This is a genomic window from Acinetobacter sp. ANC 3813 (assembly GCF_002135435.1).
GTDB lineage: Bacteria > Pseudomonadota > Gammaproteobacteria > Pseudomonadales > Moraxellaceae > Acinetobacter.
Genome location: NZ_NEGK01000005.1, coordinates 1 through 18,930 on the forward strand (window position 1 = coordinate 1; position 18,930 = coordinate 18,930).

Below are 18,930 nucleotides of genomic sequence, written 5' to 3' on the forward strand. Positions count from 1 at the left end.
CTTTCTTTCTAAAACCCAATCTTAACACTTCGTGCTAAGTTGCTGTTTTATCAGAAGTTTTAATCTTCATCACCGCCGATGGATGTGCATTCTACAGCATTTCACATCAGGCGCAATACCTTTTTTAAGTTTATTTACTTGAGTGGATATTTTTTAGTCATTTTTCATTTTTTTATTCATATTTTGATCAAATTTGTTTTAATAGTTGTAATTCGCGACTATTTCCAACATTTTTCTTTATTATTAGGCAAACACATTTGCTGAGCGAAAGCATCAGGACTTTATATGCGTCACACTTATTTTATATATGCAGGCTTATTGTCATTGGCAGTTACCGTTCCCGCGTTTGCAAACGAACAAACTGCGGATACAGAAGAAACAGCATCTAAAGCAGAAAATACAGATACAGCCACCCAATCAAAAACACAGCAACTGGCTCAAGCCGCTTTAGCAAAATCTTCTGAAGTCGCAAAAAAGTTGGCTGTTAATGCCAATGCCGCTCAATCAGATGAACAAAAAGATCCTTTTGAAAGCTTTAACCGGAAAATTTTTGCTTTTAATGACACACTGGACCGTCATTTCGCCCGCCCGCTTGCAGTGCAATATGTTGCAAAGGTTCCTACTGATGTGCGCGGATCGTATCGCAACTTCCGTAAAAACTTAGGTGAGCCTTGGAATGCAGTTAATCAATTGATTCAAGGCCGCCCTGCCCGTGCAGCCAAATCTCTTGGACGTTTTACAGTAAATACGCTGACGACTCTAGGTTTTGCAGATCCTGCACGCCGCTTAAATATGCCTGCTGAATCTGAAGGCTTCGGCATTACGATGGGCTATTACGGTATTCCTTCCGGCCCATATTTGGTCTTGCCTGTACTAGGCCCAAGCACAATCCGTGAAGGCGTAGGCGCAGTAGCAGACAGCCAAGCCCGTCCGCAGAAGTATATTTTAGAAGACCATGAAGGTGCTTATTGGTCTGAGCAAGTGCTTCGCGGTGTAGATGCCCGTTCACAATTGCTGGAACTTGAAGAAGTGCTTCAAGGCGATAAATACGCACAAATTCGTGATTTTTATTTACAGCGCATCAGCTTTGCCATTTCAGAAAAGAAAGGCGGCACTGCTGAAAATATGTTTATTGAAACAGATGATGAACTTGATGACGGCAGTTCTGACACTTCCGATGATCAAGCGATGCCATCAGATGAAAGTGATGCTCCTGCAGAAGCAGATGGCACTCAATCCGATAACAGCATCACAAAATAAGTCATTTTATTCTTTTGCTAGAGGTGTTTTTTCCCTTTAGCAAAGATTTGCTTGTTATAGTAGTTTAAGAACACAGCCTTAGGATCATACAATTTCTTTATGTATTTCATTCAGCCAACTCGTGATATTCCTTACCTAGAGCAGGTTATTGCGGCACTACCTAGTGTGCAGATGATCCGTATTGAAGATCTTGATTTGTATGATCCTACTATTATTGCAATTGCAGATGTAGGCGACTACCTGCAGCATCAATGGAATTTGCCGACAATTGTCTTGGCATTTGAGGATGAAGGTTCGGCGCTTGCTCAGGCTTGGGAGCTAGGCGCTCTGGCGGGATGGATGTGGAATAGACTCCCCGCTAACCCGCAGCAGGCACTTGTTAAAATTGATGCGCAATATAAACGCAATCAGGACAGCCGTGACTTGCCGTCCGCAGCTGAACTGCAAAAGAAACTGCTGCCAAATCCGATCGATTTGCTGAATTATAAAGTAGAGACTTTTTTCCAGCCCTCAGCTTATCTTTCTGGTGATTGGTATGATTACTGGAAGATCAGCGATAAAGAGGTCCTGTTTTATCTGGCGGATGTGTCTGGCCACGGTGTGACAAGCTCATTGTTAACTTCATGGATGGCTGCTTTTCACGGACGCTCAAAAACGCCGCGCGAATTAATTAAAAAGCTGAACGGCATGCTGGTGCAGGAAAACATCGAAAAGCACATCACTATGCTGACAGGCATTCTCAATTTAGAAACTCACCTGCTGCGCTGGTCGAGCGCTGGACATTACCCTCCTGCCATTTTATTTGAACCGAATAAAGAACCTAAAGTTTTAACCACCAGCAGTTTTCCGCTCGGTCTCACTGAAGATCTAGAAGTTGAAGAGTTTGAATGTGTGCTGAATCGGCATGCGCGCTTCATTATTTGTTCTGACGGCGCACTCGAACCTTTTGATGGCGGCTTAAACGAACAGCTGGGCCAACTGGTACATCATTTGCAAAATCAATCATTCCAAGCCCCTGATCATGTGGCAGACGATATTGCCATCCTAAGTTTCCAAAGAATGAATTAATCAATAAATCAAACACTTAATATTAAATCCTATATTCTACGACTGTTGGCTACTTGAGTAAGCAGTGGCCCTATGGGATAATTTACTATCCTTCTCTGCAAATGGCATTTATATGTCAACAGGTCATGTTGAATATGCAAGCTTGAATGGAACGCATATTTTTAAGCTTATTGGCGAAGTGCGTGCCCAGTCTTGCATTAGTTTAGACAAGTTACTGAATAAGATTGAACAGCAAGAAAATGTGGTTGGCGCAATCGTCGATTTGACCCAAACTACTTTCATTGACAGTACGGTTTTAGGTATCTTGGCTAAATTGGGCTTAAAGCTCAAACAAACCCATCATATTCAGGCAGTTATGCTGTCAACCAACTCAGACATTACAACTCTGGCCAATAGTATGGGGCTAGGGCAAGTTTTTGTCATTTTAGATTACTGCGGTGATCCAGATGTCTGCACGCTAAAATTAGTTGAAGATAATATTACGCATAGCAATATGCTGAAAACGGTATTAGATGCGCATAAAACATTGATGAAACTCAATGAAAGCAACCAAAATATGTTTGAACCTTTGGTAAAGCAATTGCAAAAAGAGCAAGACAGCTTAGACCAAACAGCGCAGCAAAACGTTTAAGCGTTTCTCCTCTCCCTGAGATTTCCCATGACTTTTCTTTCCGTTGCTCAAATGAATTCGCAAAATGATATTGAAGCTAACTTCATTGTCATCGAATCACTGATTGCAGAAAGTAAAGCTCAAGGGGCCAGCTTAATCGTCTTTCCTGAAAATTTTGTCTGCTTTGCGGCAGGCAAACAGCGTGTAACTGCAGCGCAGTTTGAATCCATTCAGCAGCGTTTAGAACGCTTGGCTCATCAGCATAATATTTGGATTATTGCAGGCACTCTGCCTTGTCCTTTCCGTCCTGATGGTTCCATTATTCAAGATGGCCGTGTCCGCACTGTCAGCTTATGTATCAGTCCTGAAAAAACTGAAGCGCGCTACGATAAAATTCATTTGTTTGATGTACAAGTGGGTGATGCTATAGGCGGCTATAAAGAATCTCAATTTTTTGAACCTGGCACAGATTTAAGCATAGCGAAGACTCCTTTTGGCAACATTGGCCTCATGGTGTGTTATGACTTACGTTTTCCAGAGTTAACGCTGAAATTACGTGCGCAAGGTGCAAACATATTGACTGCTCCTGCCGCATTTACCTACACCACTGGTGAAATGCATTGGCAGCTGCTTTTACAAGCCCGCGCAATGGACAGCCAATGCGCTGTTTTAGGCTCTGCGCAACAAGGCTGGCATGGTGAAAAGCGTCAAACTTGGGGACATACTGGTGCTGCAAATAGCCGTGGTCAATTACAGGACATGATTCAAAGTGAAGGCGCAGGCTTAATTACCGTGCCTTTTGATTTAGCTGAACAAGCAAAAATCCGCGAATCTATGCCACTGATGCAGCATCGGGTTTTAGTTGAGTACTAAGAACTCATCATACATCTTCCAATCCTTACCTTCTAAAATGCAAAATAATTTCTGCTTTTTGTAATGCAATAAGCATCGTCATCTTCATTCGTTTTTTAGCGCAACTCTCCTATAATAAAGACGATTTATTTTTGGTCTTGTTATTATGTTTAAAACTGCTCTCCTGTCTGCATTGCTGCTGTCTATCTCTACAGTATCATTTGCAGAACTTCAACTTTCTGAAAAAATCCGCCCGACAGTTAAATCTTTGGTTAATCCAAATATTGACCGTTTAGCGATTCCGCCTACACCAAACAATATGTCTTTGCCTGCATTTGGTCAGGGTATTATTGGCTGGGGAACTGGCCCAGATGGTGCAGAAAAACGCTTAAACAACATCACAAAAGAAGATGTTGCCAAGCTGAAAACGCAAGAGGTCACTTTAGAGATGGTTCAAACATGGCAAAAGTTTTATGAAAATGAAACTCAGCGCAATGCCGGCAACCCTACTGCCCCTTTCCGCGCACAATTAATGAAAAAAATTGCAGAGCTTTGGTAAGCAATCAGCAAGATGTTCATTGATGGCGCAGACTATCAATGAACATCCCTCAGCCCTTCTATTTCTACTGCTTAAGCAATTTTTCTCACCTGCTTTTTCTGATTTCATTTATACATTTGCACTTTTTACAAAATCACTGCTTATTCTTAAAGCATTTTCAGCGAGGATAAATATCCACCTGCAATGATTTAGAGAATAACAATGTCACTAGAAAAAGTCGTTTATACAGCACATGCAAAAGCAACGGGCGGCCGCGATGGCCGAGCAACCTCTTCCGACGGTATTTTAGATGTTCAGCTGAAAGTGCCTAAAGAAATGGGCGGCGCTGGCGGCGGCACCAACCCTGAACAGCTATTTGCCGCAGGTTATTCTGCATGCTTTTTAGGTGCAATGAAGTTTGTGGCCAACCGCGATCATTTAAAAATCACACCAGATGCTTATGTTGAAGGTGATGTTGGTATTGGCCCTATCCCAACGGGTTTTGGTATTCAGGTAACTTTAAATGTTCATTTGGAAGGTTTAGAGCAAGCTGAGGCGCAAAAGTTGGTTGATGCTGCGCATATTGTCTGCCCGTACTCAAATGCAACTCGCGGCAATATTGATGTGACGCTGAATGTGATTACTTGATTTTTATCTCTGAATGTTCAAAAAGAAAAAAAGCTGATATGTATTTGCATATCAGCTTTTTATGGTTGTACGTTAAGTCCAATTTCGTATAAGAGATTTTATGTTAAGTAGCACCTTAACTCTTTAAAAGTTGTCTATAAAATCAGTGGCGTCAAGATTTTATACCTTTAAAAAATCGTGAAATAATTTGGCTTTTTAGGTAAAAGAGATAATTTTTAATATTATCTATATGTAAAATCAAATTTTGTGCCATTTAGATAATATTTCATAAGTTTTTCTTTTGTCTCAGTTAATCTATTAGAGCCATCCTTTCTTTCAATTTTTTCAATATTTTTAAAATATTGATAGGCGAAAATTTTAGCTTCTTCTGGCCTATCAAGATAATCTAAAATAGATACATGACCTTCCGAAAGAGTAATAATTGGATACATATCCACTTGCTCACCAAAAAATTTATCATTCGGTAAAGTCTTCAATTTATTTAGAATTCCTACAGCTTTATCTAAATAGTGACTAGCAGTAAGTTTATTTGTTTTAGTACATAAAATAAATAATTGTACTGCCAGTGCATGTTCAATATGAGCCGAGTTTGGATACGCTATAACAGCCTGCTCTAACATCTGATGGGCCTTATTATGTTCATTATACATACGCAAAGCTAAACCATATTGCATTAGAAATAGACCTTCTTGCTCCAACTTCTTTTCAAATTTCTTATATATAGATAAAACTCGATTTTTTTCTTTTAATAGCTTGGTTAAATACTTTGCATTGACTAAATATTTATATACCATGGCCTCACTTGAATTAACATGAATTACAATAGGAAATGGGTAAACAGTAAAAGCCGAAATATAAGCTATAATAGATTTTTCTATAGAATCTAAATCAATATGACGATCAAATAAGTTTTCTATATATAAACTATGTCTAGTATTAATTTCATTTTTATCATTTAGATTAACAATACCAACCAATTTACTACAGAGTTTATCAATATCATTACAACAATTTAAAAATTCTAGTGCTCTAGATAAAGTTACTTCACTTGCTACAGTATTTTGTAAAGTTGCAATGCCTGATAAGATAATTAAATAGCGCTCTGAATCATCAGTTATTAATGAATAATCATTTTTAATAATTTCATGAAATCCAAATCCAGAAGTAGCTTCTAACAAACCGATGAGAAGTTGTTTTTTAGATTTATTGAATATTTCTTCGGTACGTTGCTTCTCAGTCATTTTTGATAGGCGCAACCAAGGACCATGTTGTTTTATTTTTTCTAAAATTTTCGGTACATCAGAGTATTCAATTTCAGAAATATCAACCTGTCTCGAAATATACTGATAAAAATGCTGAGGTAACTTTCTGCTTAATACTGATGATTTTTCACAAGAAATAAAAATTGCCTTGCTGCTTTTTTTGAAAACTTCCAATAAATATCTATAAAAATTTCCTAACCTATCTAAACATAGAAAATAGTGATTTCCATTATTTTTTTCATCTAGCATCCTTATTAAGTCAATAAAATCATGTTTACTTTCATCTAAATAATAAACTGGAAGATCTGTATTATTTGAAAGGTCCAAAGCAATTTTTTTCAAAGCCGTAGTTTTTCCAGATCCAGCAGACCCCTTAATTAAATACAGTGTAGATAAAGCATTATGTTTATAATCGTTAATTACAACATCATAAAAGTCATCAACTTTTTTTAGTCGTGCAGGTACTTCTAAAACAATATCTGCCCAAGATGGTTTAAATCCTTTATAGAACTCTTTGATACCATCCTCATCTCTACCTTCAAGTAATGATAGGCTAGAAATACTAATAGGTATTACTTTTTCAAATAATGCTACCTCCGATGTATCATCTAGTAACCCCTGTAATTCAGGTCTTTTTGAAGTAATAATTTGTTTAGGTGTATAACCATTAGGATACGTTTCCTTAAACCATTCAACTAAATCAGTAAGTGTAGCTTTAATATGTTGTAAATTCTTACTCTTGAGGTTTATATCTTCAACAAAAGTTAAAGTATCTGGGGTTATAATATAGCTAAGCCCAGATTCTGAATTAGTTCTTGCTTTATACTTTTCTATTTGATGCCATAAAAGAGGTTCTTTTAACTTCGAACCAATAAATATAATTACATTCCTATTAAAATCTCTTGCAAGCTCTGAATACCATAACGGCTCTTTAGTAGATCCCTGTGCATATTCTTGTTCAGAAAAAATAAACCCATCCTTAGGATAATTAATATCACCATTTAATTTAATAACATCTAATCTATGGAAAAATTGATCTGTTTCTTTTAATGGGTCATTATTTCTATATACTTCTATTGTTCTTTTAGATTGAGTTGAGTGTTCAAAATAAAAAGCTCTTTATACACAGTCGTCAATATTCAGACTATATATTCTCGTAAGGGGTAAACTAACTAAATATTTATATTCCTCAGACGGTCTAGTATTTTTGAAATATTTATTCAATAGCTCTATTAAACGTTGCTGCCCCATGCAGGTTTTTGCTGCTTGATATATTTCAGAAAGGCTTTCATTACTATATGTATAACCCATTTCTTTCATAATTATTTTTGAAAGCTCTACACCTAGAGGTATTTGTTCACCATTTTGAGTCTTGCTAGAAAAAGAAGCACCAGCTCCCAAAAAAACGACTAATCTTCCATTCTCAAAGGATTTTTGGATAATACTATTCATTTTATTAACTTAGTATGAAAATTTATTAAAAATTATATTATAAAATTCATATGTTTGCTTTAAAAAAAACATAGATTTTAATTATAATCATCTACAATAATATTTGTATGAATACTATGCTAATTGTACAAAATTATGTGTTCAAGTGACTATCTGAGTAAAGCTATAAGTGTGATATCTTTATTTATTTAAATAGCTAGCAAACTTACAGACATTTCATATTTTCCCTAAAATTAACATAATACACGTTATACGAAATTCTATTTTTTATTTCATATAAATCATTAATTTATACCGATGTAAAAAGCCCAATCATCACCGATTGGGCTTTTTGAATGATTTATCACGTTCCACGATTAATACTTAATCAATGTTCCACAATTTAAATTAGGCATATTAAACAGCACGCTCCGCCATCAGTAATGAAAAAATAAAGTAAATATTCCTTTCATCACTCCGCCGCTTCATTCGTCACGCGAAGCACTTCTTCCAGCGTGGTTTTACCAGCCAGCACTTTACGCAAGCCATCATCACGAATGGAACCCGAATGCTGACGTGCATAAGCTTCCACTTCATATTCCGCAGCATTGCCATGAATTAAGCGGCGCATAGGTTCATCTACAGGCACAATTTCATAAATGGCGGTACGACCATTAAAACCTGTATGTGAACACTGGTCACAGCCTTTAGGTTTAGGCAGTTTTAGCACCGTATCATGCTGAATATTTGTAAATAATTTAGTTTCAAAATCATCTGCATCATGCCATGTCGCACAGTGAGGACACAAAGTACGCACCAAACGCTGAGCGATCACACCAATAAGTGAGCTGGATAGTAAAAACGGCTCAATGCCCATATCTTTTAAACGGGTTACGGCGCCAATAGCAGTATTGGTATGCAGGGTCGATAACACCAAGTGACCTGTTAACGACGCTTGTACCGCAATTTCTGCAGTTTCCAAATCACGGATCTCACCCACCATCACCACATCAGGGTCTTGACGCAGCATGGCTTTTAAAGCGCGGGCAAAGGTCATATCTACTTTGGTATTCACCTGCGTCTGACCAATGCCTTCCAATTGATATTCAATCGGATCTTCAGCCGTCAGAATATTTTTAGAGCCGTCATTCAGGTCAGACAGCGCAGCATATAAAGTTGTGGTTTTACCAGAACCCGTTGGCCCTGTTACCAAAATAATGCCGTGCGGACGGTGTACTAAAACTTTTAAACGCTCATAGTCATTATTCATCAGGCCTAAATGGATCATGTTCAAACGGCCCGCCTGTTTATCCAGCAAACGCATAACCACACGCTCACCATAAGATGACGGCAAGGTTGATACACGCACATCCACTTCACGGCCTGCTAAACGCAATGAAATACGGCCATCTTGCGGAATACGTTTTTCGGCAATATCCAGCTTAGCCATAACTTTAATACGCGATACCAGCAGCGGCGCCAATTCACGGCGCGGCTGCACAATTTCACGCAGCTGACCATCAACCCGCAGGCGCACTGAAAGTTTCTTTTCAAAGGATTCAATATGAATATCAGATGCGCCAACACGAATGGCTTCTGACAGCAAGGCATTGATGAGGCGCACAATCGGCGCATCATCTTCCTGATCCATCAAATCTTCAGTTTCAGGTACAGAGTCTGCAAGGCTGAGTAAATCTGGATGATCTTCCAGACCTGCCGCAACTTGCTGTGATTCCCCTGTATCGCCTGCAAAACTGGAACTGAGCAGCTGATGAAACTCTTGATCTGTACACAGCTGATATTTTGCAGTTTTCCCCAAATAGCGCCGAGCTTCCTGCAGCGCCAGCAAAGGTGTGCTTTCCCTGCGGACGATATATGCCTGATCCCCTTCATAACGAAGTAAAACGCCATGCCGCTTGGCAAAACTATATGGTATTTGTAATTGTTTGAGTACTTGCATCAAAGTTTATAATGATGAAAAAAGTGTTTTGAGTGTACTCTATGCTTATGACACCGTGAAGTCTGTTTTTCAGGTTTTAATGATAAAGGGAAAACTGCATTGTCTTTGACTAGTGATGTATTGCAAACAGAAACGCCAAAACAAAAATGGTGGGGTGAACAACATTTTGAGCTGAACCGCCCAAAAACATGGCAATTCGGCTCACTGCTGTTCCGACTGACCCGCGGCCTGCAGGAATGGCGGCTGGAATATCACCGCCCTGCCGTGCAGTATGATTATGAACAGCAATGGCACAGCATTGATGACCCTGAGTTTGCTTTTCCGCCGCCTGTGCATATTGAACGCTACATGTTTAAAAGTACGCATGAAACCATTCAAATTATGCCGCGGCTGGCTGACCGTTCTGTGGTGATCCGCCCTGTCGATCCAATCTATATTCCAGCGGGACAGCGCGGCACCTTATATATCAGCACGCCCTTATGGATTGCCGGTTTTGTCGATGGTCAAAAAGATCCGCTATTTGATATTCCTGTAATCTTACCCAAAGACACATGGTTTGGCCCGAATAAGCGCATGGGTGAAATCTGCTATGCCACGGCTGTCGATGGCCGTACAGAACTGCATCAGCTGAAAGTCCGTGCCTTTCGCGCGATTACCCCCATTGAATTTCACAACACCAGTCATGAACAGCTACGCTTTGACCGCATGAATGTGCCTATTCCAGCCCTGCCACTGTTTTACAGTGAAAGCACTGGACGCTTATGGACATCGCAAATTAAAGTCCTGCATGAAAGTCCAGACCGCCCAGCGCGTATCCGCATTGAAAACCGCACGCCGCCGCATGCAGGTGAAGTCATGTATGTGCATCCACCACGTGAACCTGCGGGCGCGCTGTTTAATATGTTTGATTCATTCTTCTAAGGGGTAGTCATGGCGAATACCAATATCTCCACGGAAATTACCAGCAGCCTGACTGGAATGTTCAAAAACGTGAATACAGACCGGCTGACTGAACTGCTGGTTGCGGTCATTTTGGCGTTTATCGGTTTTTTAATTGCGCGCTTTGTATCCAATGCCTTTATCCGCACCATTGGCACACGTTTTAATGCACACCAGCGCTTGGTCTGGCGCCGCGGTATTTTCTATTTTATTTTTATTATTTTTGTGATGGCCAGCCTTAAAGAGGCGGGCTTTAAACTCAGTGTCTTCTTAGGCGCTGCCGGTATTTTAACAGTCGCGCTGGGTTTCGCTTCACAAACCTCTGCATCCAACCTGATCAGCGGGATTTTCTTGATTGGTGAAGGCTCTTTTGAAATTGGCGATACCATTCAGATTACCCTCATCCGCGGTCATACCATTGAAGGCGAAGTCATTTCCATTGACCTGCTGTCCGTCAAGCTGCTGACGCAGGACAATGTCTATGTACGCCTGCCTAACGAGCAGCTGATTCGCGCCCCTGTGCATAATCTGTCGAAGTTTCCCATACGGCGCATCCCCATCACCTTGGCGATCAACTTTCACGAAGACATTATTAAGGTGCGTGAAGTACTGCTGGATGTTGCCAGCAAATATCCGCTGGTGCTAGCCGATCCGAAGCCTGCAGTTACAGTGACGGCATTCCGCGAATCGTCTATTGAACTGCTGTTTGCAGTCTGGTGCCAGCAGGAAAACTTCCTTCGCGTGCGTGATGAAATGCAGGAACGCATCCGCAATGGCTTTGTCGATAATCAAATTGAAATTCCAGTTCCCAAAATGGGCTTCGTTGACCGCCCTTCTGCGGCAGCGCTGCATAACGAAGAATTGGATCAGTATGCCAATGCGCAGGAAATCAAACGCGAACCGACACTTAAATAATTCTTTTCGATTGCTCCCAAGTCCATCTGCCCGCATTTTTGCGGGCTTTTTCATATCTAGCCAGTAAGCAAATCAGCAGTTCAGCAGTTCAATTCATTTGTCTCACAGCATCATCTTACTCATACATACAGCGCAACCGATACTATGACTTTAAATCAGGTTTTATGCTCATCCGATTCAGGCATAGGCGCAATATAGGCAATGATCAGCATGGCAAAACCTGCACCTAAAAAGGAAATCACGCGGGTGAGTGTGCCAATATGCGATAAATCAAACAGTACCAACTTCAGAGTCACTAAAACCAAAATACTGGCGCCAAAAATCCATAACGAACGCAAATGCCGTTTATCCGCGGTCAGCATGCAAATAAAGGCTAAGCTAACCCAGAGCAACGTAAAACTCAGCTGCACCGTGGCGTTTTCCCACATCTCCCAGACATTGTACGGCGTATCCAGATAAACATGCAGAGCGCGCAATACCACATAACTGCTGAGCCAAAGCAGGCCCAGCATCATTAAAATTGCGCCAAGACTTTTTTCCAAGCCCGCTTTCATCTGCAAATTCAGCATCCAGATAAACCCAGCCAGCATGGCAATACTAATGAGGTCAAACGGATTCAGCAGCGGCAGCCAATACATCTGAAAGGCCTGACGGCTGAAGATTTGCGAAAAAATAATCCATAGCAGCATCAACAGCAAAGTATTGCGTGACTGCCAAAACATTTGCCACGCATTATTGGGCTGACGATAACACCATAGAGCAAACAGCAGCGGCAAGATCACAGCACTCAAATACGGCATGCTTGGGATCAGCGTTAAACTGGTGAGCGCCAAACTCAGCATCACACCCAAACTGACCCATTCTTTTTCTTCTTTCACGCCTAGCAATGGGCGCAGCCATAGCGCCGTCAAGAGTATTGCGCTTAAAGCAAACAGCATTCTGTCCTGCGTATGCTGCCAAACGATTGCGCCCTCATGGCTTAAGCTAATTGGCATATACAACGCCATAGCATAGACAGGGATAAGCCCAATCCATTTCGGCAGCAGCCATGACCATTCCGCCCCGCGGCGCAGCAGCCATTCATTCAAAATACTGTACACCGCTGCAATAATCAGCAGGCACCAAAACGCTTGGCTGGGACTGTCAATTTCATCCATCAGCAGGATAAACAGCATAACCGTAGCCGACAGCATCTGCATGCATTGGAAAGCGATTGCAGAATTTCTCAGCTGATTCCGAAAGGCGCTATAACTGTTAGCAACCAGTACCGCAAGCAAATAACTGATGCACAGCACCCAGTACGCATTGCTCGGAAAAATATTTTGCACGGAAAAATAATACAGGCTGGAAAAGCCGGCCATCATCATCAGCCCCATGCCTACATAGCGGCTCAACGCAGAATGGCGGTATAGACCGTAGATGAATATAGCCACGCCTTCGATGGCCCAGCCCGCAACGCTCCATTGCTCATGCAATAAAATGGGCGGAATAAATGCCAAAAAGATCAGCATTAAACTGAAATAGCTTTGCGCAATGATCTGAATGATCTGGCTGCGTTTAGACAGTGCATGCAGTACGGCATATACGCCTGCAAAACTTAAGCTGAACAGCGCCTGCTGTTTCGGCTCATCAAAATACATCAGATATAAAAAGCCATAGCTGATGATTGGCGCGCCAAAAATCAGCGCCAAATCCAGTACAGGTTTCAATTGAAAACGGCTGAGGCTCTCTTTAGCCAACAGCTGGCTAAAACGGAATCCCAGCCAAATAAAAATGGCGGCATGCGCATACACCAGCACACTTAGCATCGCCTTGTCTTGAGTATTTCCTTTATAAAATGCATAAGCGCCGCCCACCAGCACCGTCATTAAAAAGGAAATCTGATTCAGCACTTTCCAAGGACGCAAAGTACTGAGTACAGCTACAGCAGCATTGATACACAGATAATAAGCAATAAACTCCACCGCAGTGGCATTGCGCACAGGCAAAGTAAAAGGCGCTATATAGGCAATAATCATCGCCATCAATGCCAATTCAATGCTTTGCTGTTTCAGGCTCAGCCAAATTGCCAGCGCAATAATGCCTGCAAAGCACAGGCCTGCCAGTGCCAGGTTTGGAATCACCAGATTGTAATAGGCATAAAACAGCGTCAGCGAAAGGCTGGCAAGGCCTAACCCCTCCAGCGCCAAGGCAAAACCGCGGTTGCGCCGCTGCAGCACATAGCCCAGCAGCGTCACGCCAGCACTCACCGCTGCGACTATCGCCAATTTAACAGCCAGACTCAGCTGCCAATGTTCAGTGGCAAAACGCAGCAGAAGAATGACGCCAATAACAAGCACAGCTATGGCAGCTTTGAGTACGGGATTGCCTTGAAACAGCCACAGTTTCAGCTGATCTGTCAGGCTTATAGCGGTAGCCGAATTCATCTGAGGCGCAGCTTTCACTGCGGAGGTTCGCGCCGCGAACGATGATTCATCTGCCAGCATCGGATGCGCATGCAGCTGATGCTGTATAGACAGCACATTACGTTCAATGCGTTTCAGCCAGCGCAGGAAAAAGTAAATCCAGGCAGAAATCCCCACGCCTGTAAGTATGCCGATATGGCTAAATCCGCCCACCAGAACCATGATGGATGAGAGATACAGCGGAATTTTAGAGCTTGGCACTAAAGGCAAACCTGCTTCTGCCGAGAGCTGATCCAGCGGCTTTTGCAAATCGTCGACATAGTGCATCACACTCACGGCAAAAGCCAATCCGCACAAATAGCTGAAAATTTTCCAGTCTGAAAACCAGCATCCGACCGCCACAATAATCAGCGCCATCAGCCAGATCATTCGGATTTCATTGCTTCCCTTATTTTGCCCGTTCAGCATGCCTGCTCTTCATATCCTTTTCATATGATAATACCCCAGCACGGCACAGATATTTGACGGCTTTATCAGATATTCGGTAAACATCTAAAAACTGAGCCTTAGTGAAACGGTCTATATCTTTAAATCTGAGCAAAAAAACCAAAGCTCAAGCATACAATCATGCATCAGCGCAGATTGAAAAAATCACGTACAATAAAACTGTTTTCTGGATTAGGAATTTTTCAATGCCGCCATTTGTCTTGGTCGACGGGTCATACTTTTTATATCGCGCCTTTCACGCACTCCCCCCTTTAACCACGTCAACTGGATTGCACACCAATGCTGTCCGCGGTGCAATTTCCGCTATTCAGAAACTGATGCGCCGCACTCAGCCGACGCATATGGCCGTTATTTTTGATACACCGGAACCAACCTTCCGTCATGAATTGTCACCCATTTATAAAGGTGACCGTCCTGCAATGCCAACAGAATTGGCTGAACAGATTCCCTATCTGCATGCCCTGATCCGCGCACTGGGTATTCCCCTGCATATGCTGCCGGGCGCAGAAGCCGATGACATCATTGGCACCTTGGCCAAACGCGCAGAAGCCAAAGGCCATCAAGTGCTGATTTCCACTGGCGATAAAGACATGGCGCAGCTGGTTACCGAAAAAGTAACGCTGGAAGACAGCTTTAAAGATAAGCCGATGGATGTAAACGGCGTCTTTGAAAAATTTGGGGTATGGCCTCATCAGATTATTGATTACCTGACGCTGATGGGCGATGCGTCAGACGGCATTGTCGGTGTTCCCGGTGTTGGTGCAAAAACAGCAGCCAAACTGCTGACTGAATATGGTTCCATTGGCGGCATTTTAGAAAATGTCGACAGCATTAAAGGCAAAGTCGGTCAAAATATTAAAGACAATGTCGAAGGCATTGCGCTGGATCATCAATTAGCCAGCATCGTCTGCGATCTCGACATGAACCTGACCTATGATGACCTGAAGCTAGCCGATCCAAATATCGATCAGCTGCGCAGCCTCTATACAGAGCTTGAATTCCGCAATCAGCTGCAGTCGCTGGATCATCCAAACAATCCAAATGGCGCAACCTACAAGCAAAATTCGAAAGCGATTATTAAAGAAGCTCACGCTGAAGAAAAAGCGGTTATTGAAGATCAAGCTTCGGTGACCAGCACGGATGACGTTTTGGGGCAAGCCAATTACCACACTGTTTTAGCGCAAACAGACTGGGACAATTTATTCAACCGCCTGAGTACCGAAAAACGCTTTGCCTTTGATACTGAAACCACCAGTCTAGATTACCGCATTGCGCAAATTGTCGGGTTCTCTGTGGCTTTTGATGCGCATGATGCCTATTACGTGCCGCTGGCGCATGATTATGAAGGCGCGCCTGAACAGCTGAATCGCGACAGCATTTTGGCGCAGATCAAACCGATTTTAGAAGACAAAAGCGTCGAGAAGATTGGCCACCATTTAAAATATGATGCGCATGTGCTGGAAAACCACGGTATTGAATTGCAAGGCTGGTACTTCGATACCATGCTGGCATCCTATGTGCTGAACTCTGTTGCGACCCGTCATGGCATGGATGATGTGGCGCGTTTATATCTCAGCCATTTGACCACAACGTTTGAACAAGTTGCTGGCAAAGGTGCGAAGCAAAAAACCTTTAACCAGATTGAGCTGGAAACAGCCTCGCATTATGCCGCAGAAGATGCGCATGTCACTTTCCGCCTGTATGAAGTGCTGGATGCCAAACTGCAAAAGCACCCTGAGCTGACCAATATTCTGCACAATGTTGAAATGCCCGTGGCGCGTGTGCTGACCATGATGGAAGAAAACGGCATTGAGCTGAACTTAGAGTTCCTCGACCAGCTGAGTGTTGAATTTGCCAACACGATGCAGGATTTGGAAAACCAAATCACTGAATTGGCGGGCCAATCTTTCAATGTCAGCTCACCCAAACAAGTAGGCGAAATCCTGTTTGATAAGCTTGGCCTGAAAGGCGGCAAGAAAACATCAACAGGACAATACAGCACCAGCGAAAGTGTTTTAGAAAAAATCGAACATCCAATTACGGATCTGATTTTAGAATACCGCGGACTGTCTAAACTGAAAAGCACCTACACCGACGGGCTGCTGAAACAAGCCAATAATGATACGCACCGTGTGCATACCAGCTACCATCAGGCGCTAACTGCCACTGGCCGTTTATCATCAACCGATCCGAACTTGCAAAATATCCCTGTACGTGAAGATATTGGCCGTCAAATCCGTAAAGCCTTTATTGCGCCTAAAGGCCGCATTTTACTGGCAGCCGATTATTCGCAAATTGAACTGCGTTTGATGGCGCATTTTTCACAAGACCATGCCTTAGTCGATGCCTTCAATCACGGACAAGACGTACACCGCCGCACAGCAGCGGAAGTCCTTGGCATTGCTTTGGAAGATGTGACCAGCAATCAGCGCCGTCAAGCCAAAGCTGTCAACTTTGGTCTGCTCTATGGCATGTCTGAATTTGGCCTTACCCGTCAGCTCGGTTTTAGCCGTGAAGAATCACGCAGCTATATTGGCAAATATTTCCAGCGCTACCCTGGTGTACTGGAATATATGGAACGCACCCGCCAAGTCGCGCGTGAGCAAGGTTTTGTAGAAACTATTTTAGGCCGCCGTCTGTATACGCCAGATATCAACGCCAGCAATAAAATGATCAAGCAAGGCGCCGAACGCGCGGCCATCAATGCGCCGCTGCAAGGCTCTGCAGCTGACATTATTAAAATGGCCATGATTGAAGTAGAAAAAATGCTGCCGAAAGACCAAGCCAAAATGCTGCTGCAAGTGCACGATGAATTGGTCTTTGAAGTGGATGAAGCCATTGCCGATGATTTAGCCCTGAAACTGGCTGACGTGATGCAGTCCGTGCTGAAAATCTCTGTTCCGCTGGTCGTAGAAGTCGGTAAAGGCAACAACTGGGATGAAGCGCATTAAGAGCTTGCACCGAATATGAGTGTTCCCTCTCCTTTTAGGAGATGAGCAGCACTGCTGCGCAAGGGAGAGGTTTTCTACCCAAATAAACATACACGGTGACAAATATTCAGCCATAAAAAAGGACTCAACCGAGTCCTTTTTTATTTCACTTAAACTTATAAGCCAGTCAGCAGCACAATCGCGACTTCTTTCATAATCATTTCTGCAAGCAGCAAAGCGAAGATCGCCACGATTGGCGATAAGTCAATCATGCCCATATTCGGTAATATCCGGCGGAACGGCGCCAATAGCGGCTCTGCCAATTCCTGAATGACCTCAATATAAGGCGAACGTGATTGGCTGAACATCACTACCCAGCTCAAAATAATCGAAGCGAAAATTAAGTAGCGGCAGAAACGGATCAGATCCTGAATCATGGTCACAAAAGTCATGATCACCAAATGCACTGGACTATTCAGTGAGGCGCCGGACAAATGCATTAAGCCGAACATTTTTAAAATGTACAGAATAATCAGCAAAGCCAAAGCTGCAGTATTTACACGGCCCTTACCCACAGTAGGGAAAATACGGCTGAATATATCCACAATTTTAGTGGCTTTTGCAGTTGAAAGCACCACCGGATTGTACGGGCTGACTGCAGCCAATTGCATTAAAAAACGGAAAAACACGAGCAGAATCGCTACGTTAATAATGATGCCAAAAATCAGCGCAGAATTTGCACCCATAGCAGATTATTCCTCAATAAAAACCAATTACTTGATGCTGTCGCTTAAATCTTGCGCAAGCTCTTGACTGCGTTTTTGCGCTGCCGCCAAAGCCGCCTGAATATTTTGTGAAATCTGTGCGCGGTCAAAAACTTCAAGCGCCGCTTGGGTTGTACCATTTGGCGATGTGACATTTTTGCGCAATTCCGCTGGGCTGCTTGAGCTGGTAATCGCCATTTGCGCTGCGCCTAAAGCGGTTTGCAGCGTTAAAGCGGTTGCAACTTTCTCATCCAAGCCCATATTTTTGCCTGCGCGGATCATGCTTTCCATCATATAGAAGAAATATGCAGGACCAGAACCTGAAACCGCCGTTACAGCGTCAATTTGCGCTTCAGAGTTTACCCAAATCGTTAAGCCAGTTGAAGCCAAAACTTGGCTTGCCAGCTCACGGTCTTGCGCATTCACGGCATCATTCGCATATAAACCATGCGCACCGGTTTGCACCAATGCAGGCGTATTCGGCATAACACGCACAATACGATCTGTTTCCAAAATTTTTGCAATGGTGGAGATTTCAGCGCCGGCAACAATTGAAATGACCAGCTTGCCAGCTAATGCGCCTTTTAACGGCTTTAAAATACTGGCAAAAACTTGCGGCTTTACCGCAAACAATACAATGTCTGCATCACGGACCGCAGCGGCATTGTCATCGGTGACATGCACATCTTTTTCAGCTAAAAGCTCACGGATTTTTTCCACAGGATCAGAAACTGTAATACGCGTAGCAGGCACACCGCGGGCAATTAAGCCACCGATCAAAGCTTGCGCCATATTGCCGCCGCCAATAAAAGTGATATTACAATTTAATACTGCGCTCATG

At 42.8% G+C, this 18,930-nt stretch carries 15 protein-coding genes; 9 read left to right on the forward strand and 6 right to left on the reverse strand.

Annotated features, from left to right (window positions below; genetic code table 11):
* The first annotated feature begins 285 nt into the window (after window positions 1-285).
* The 6 genes from B9T34_RS08750 (at window position 286) to B9T34_RS08775 (ending at window position 4,976) form a co-directional block, all read left to right on the forward strand.
* Window positions 286-1,260, forward strand: a complete 975-nt coding sequence (locus tag B9T34_RS08750) for a VacJ family lipoprotein (protein WP_086212785.1) — start codon at window positions 286-288, stop codon at window positions 1,258-1,260.
* Window positions 1,261-1,359: 99 nt separating this feature from the next.
* Complete coding sequence (gene gigA / locus B9T34_RS08755) at window positions 1,360-2,328, forward strand: RsbU family protein phosphatase GigA (RefSeq protein ID WP_086212786.1); 969 nt, start codon at window positions 1,360-1,362, stop codon at window positions 2,326-2,328.
* Window positions 2,329-2,440: 112 nt separating this feature from the next.
* Window positions 2,441-2,959 (forward strand): anti-anti-sigma factor GigB, encoded by a 519-nt coding sequence (gene gigB, locus B9T34_RS08760; protein WP_086212787.1) that lies wholly within the window; start codon window positions 2,441-2,443, stop codon window positions 2,957-2,959.
* Window positions 2,960-2,986: 27 nt separating this feature from the next.
* Window positions 2,987-3,811, forward strand: coding sequence for a carbon-nitrogen hydrolase family protein (locus tag B9T34_RS08765; RefSeq protein WP_086212788.1), 825 nt, complete (start codon window positions 2,987-2,989; stop codon window positions 3,809-3,811).
* A 145-nt stretch (window positions 3,812-3,956) separates the two neighbouring features.
* Entirely contained in the window at window positions 3,957-4,349 is a 393-nt protein-coding gene (locus tag B9T34_RS08770) for a DUF4951 domain-containing protein (RefSeq protein ID WP_086212789.1), read from the forward strand.
* Between the two features lie 201 nt (window positions 4,350-4,550).
* Window positions 4,551-4,976 (forward strand): organic hydroperoxide resistance protein, encoded by a 426-nt coding sequence (locus B9T34_RS08775; RefSeq protein ID WP_086212790.1) that lies wholly within the window; start codon window positions 4,551-4,553, stop codon window positions 4,974-4,976.
* 221 nt (window positions 4,977-5,197) lie between these two features.
* Here B9T34_RS08775 and B9T34_RS19020 read toward each other — a convergent pair whose 3' ends face one another.
* From B9T34_RS19020 to gspE, 3 genes are all read right to left on the reverse strand, one after another.
* Window positions 5,198-6,580, reverse strand: a complete 1,383-nt coding sequence (locus B9T34_RS19020; RefSeq protein ID WP_228147428.1) for a hypothetical protein — start codon at window positions 6,578-6,580, stop codon at window positions 5,198-5,200.
* A gap of 777 nt (window positions 6,581-7,357) precedes the next feature.
* Entirely contained in the window at window positions 7,358-7,690 is a 333-nt protein-coding gene (locus tag B9T34_RS08785; protein WP_086212791.1) for a hypothetical protein, read from the reverse strand.
* Between the two features lie 451 nt (window positions 7,691-8,141).
* A complete protein-coding gene (gene gspE / locus B9T34_RS08790; RefSeq protein ID WP_086212792.1) occupies window positions 8,142-9,629 on the reverse strand; it encodes a type II secretion system ATPase GspE in 1,488 nt (495 codons plus the stop codon).
* 99 nt (window positions 9,630-9,728) lie between these two features.
* On the opposite strand from gspE, the gene B9T34_RS08795 reads away from it, so the two are divergent.
* The gene (locus B9T34_RS08795; protein WP_086212793.1) at window positions 9,729-10,550 is read left to right on the forward strand and encodes a hypothetical protein; all 822 of its coding nucleotides are present in this window, start codon (window positions 9,729-9,731) and stop codon (window positions 10,548-10,550) included.
* 9 nt (window positions 10,551-10,559) lie between these two features.
* The gene (locus B9T34_RS08800) at window positions 10,560-11,483 is read left to right on the forward strand and encodes a mechanosensitive ion channel family protein (protein WP_086212794.1); all 924 of its coding nucleotides are present in this window, start codon (window positions 10,560-10,562) and stop codon (window positions 11,481-11,483) included.
* Window positions 11,484-11,638: 155 nt separating this feature from the next.
* Here B9T34_RS08800 and B9T34_RS08805 read toward each other — a convergent pair whose 3' ends face one another.
* A complete protein-coding gene (locus B9T34_RS08805; protein WP_086212795.1) occupies window positions 11,639-14,356 on the reverse strand; it encodes a DUF2339 domain-containing protein in 2,718 nt (905 codons plus the stop codon).
* Window positions 14,357-14,580: 224 nt separating this feature from the next.
* Between B9T34_RS08805 and polA the strand changes: the two genes are divergently transcribed.
* Window positions 14,581-17,346, forward strand: coding sequence for a DNA polymerase I (polA, locus tag B9T34_RS08810; protein ID WP_086212796.1), 2,766 nt, complete (start codon window positions 14,581-14,583; stop codon window positions 17,344-17,346).
* A gap of 155 nt (window positions 17,347-17,501) precedes the next feature.
* On the opposite strand, the gene B9T34_RS08815 is transcribed toward polA, so the two are convergent.
* Window positions 17,502-18,071, reverse strand: coding sequence for a YggT family protein (locus B9T34_RS08815; protein WP_086212797.1), 570 nt, complete (start codon window positions 18,069-18,071; stop codon window positions 17,502-17,504).
* Between the two features lie 27 nt (window positions 18,072-18,098).
* Window positions 18,099-18,929, reverse strand: a complete 831-nt coding sequence (gene proC, locus B9T34_RS08820) for a pyrroline-5-carboxylate reductase (protein ID WP_086212798.1) — start codon at window positions 18,927-18,929, stop codon at window positions 18,099-18,101.
* Window position 18,930: the final 1 nt, after the last annotated feature.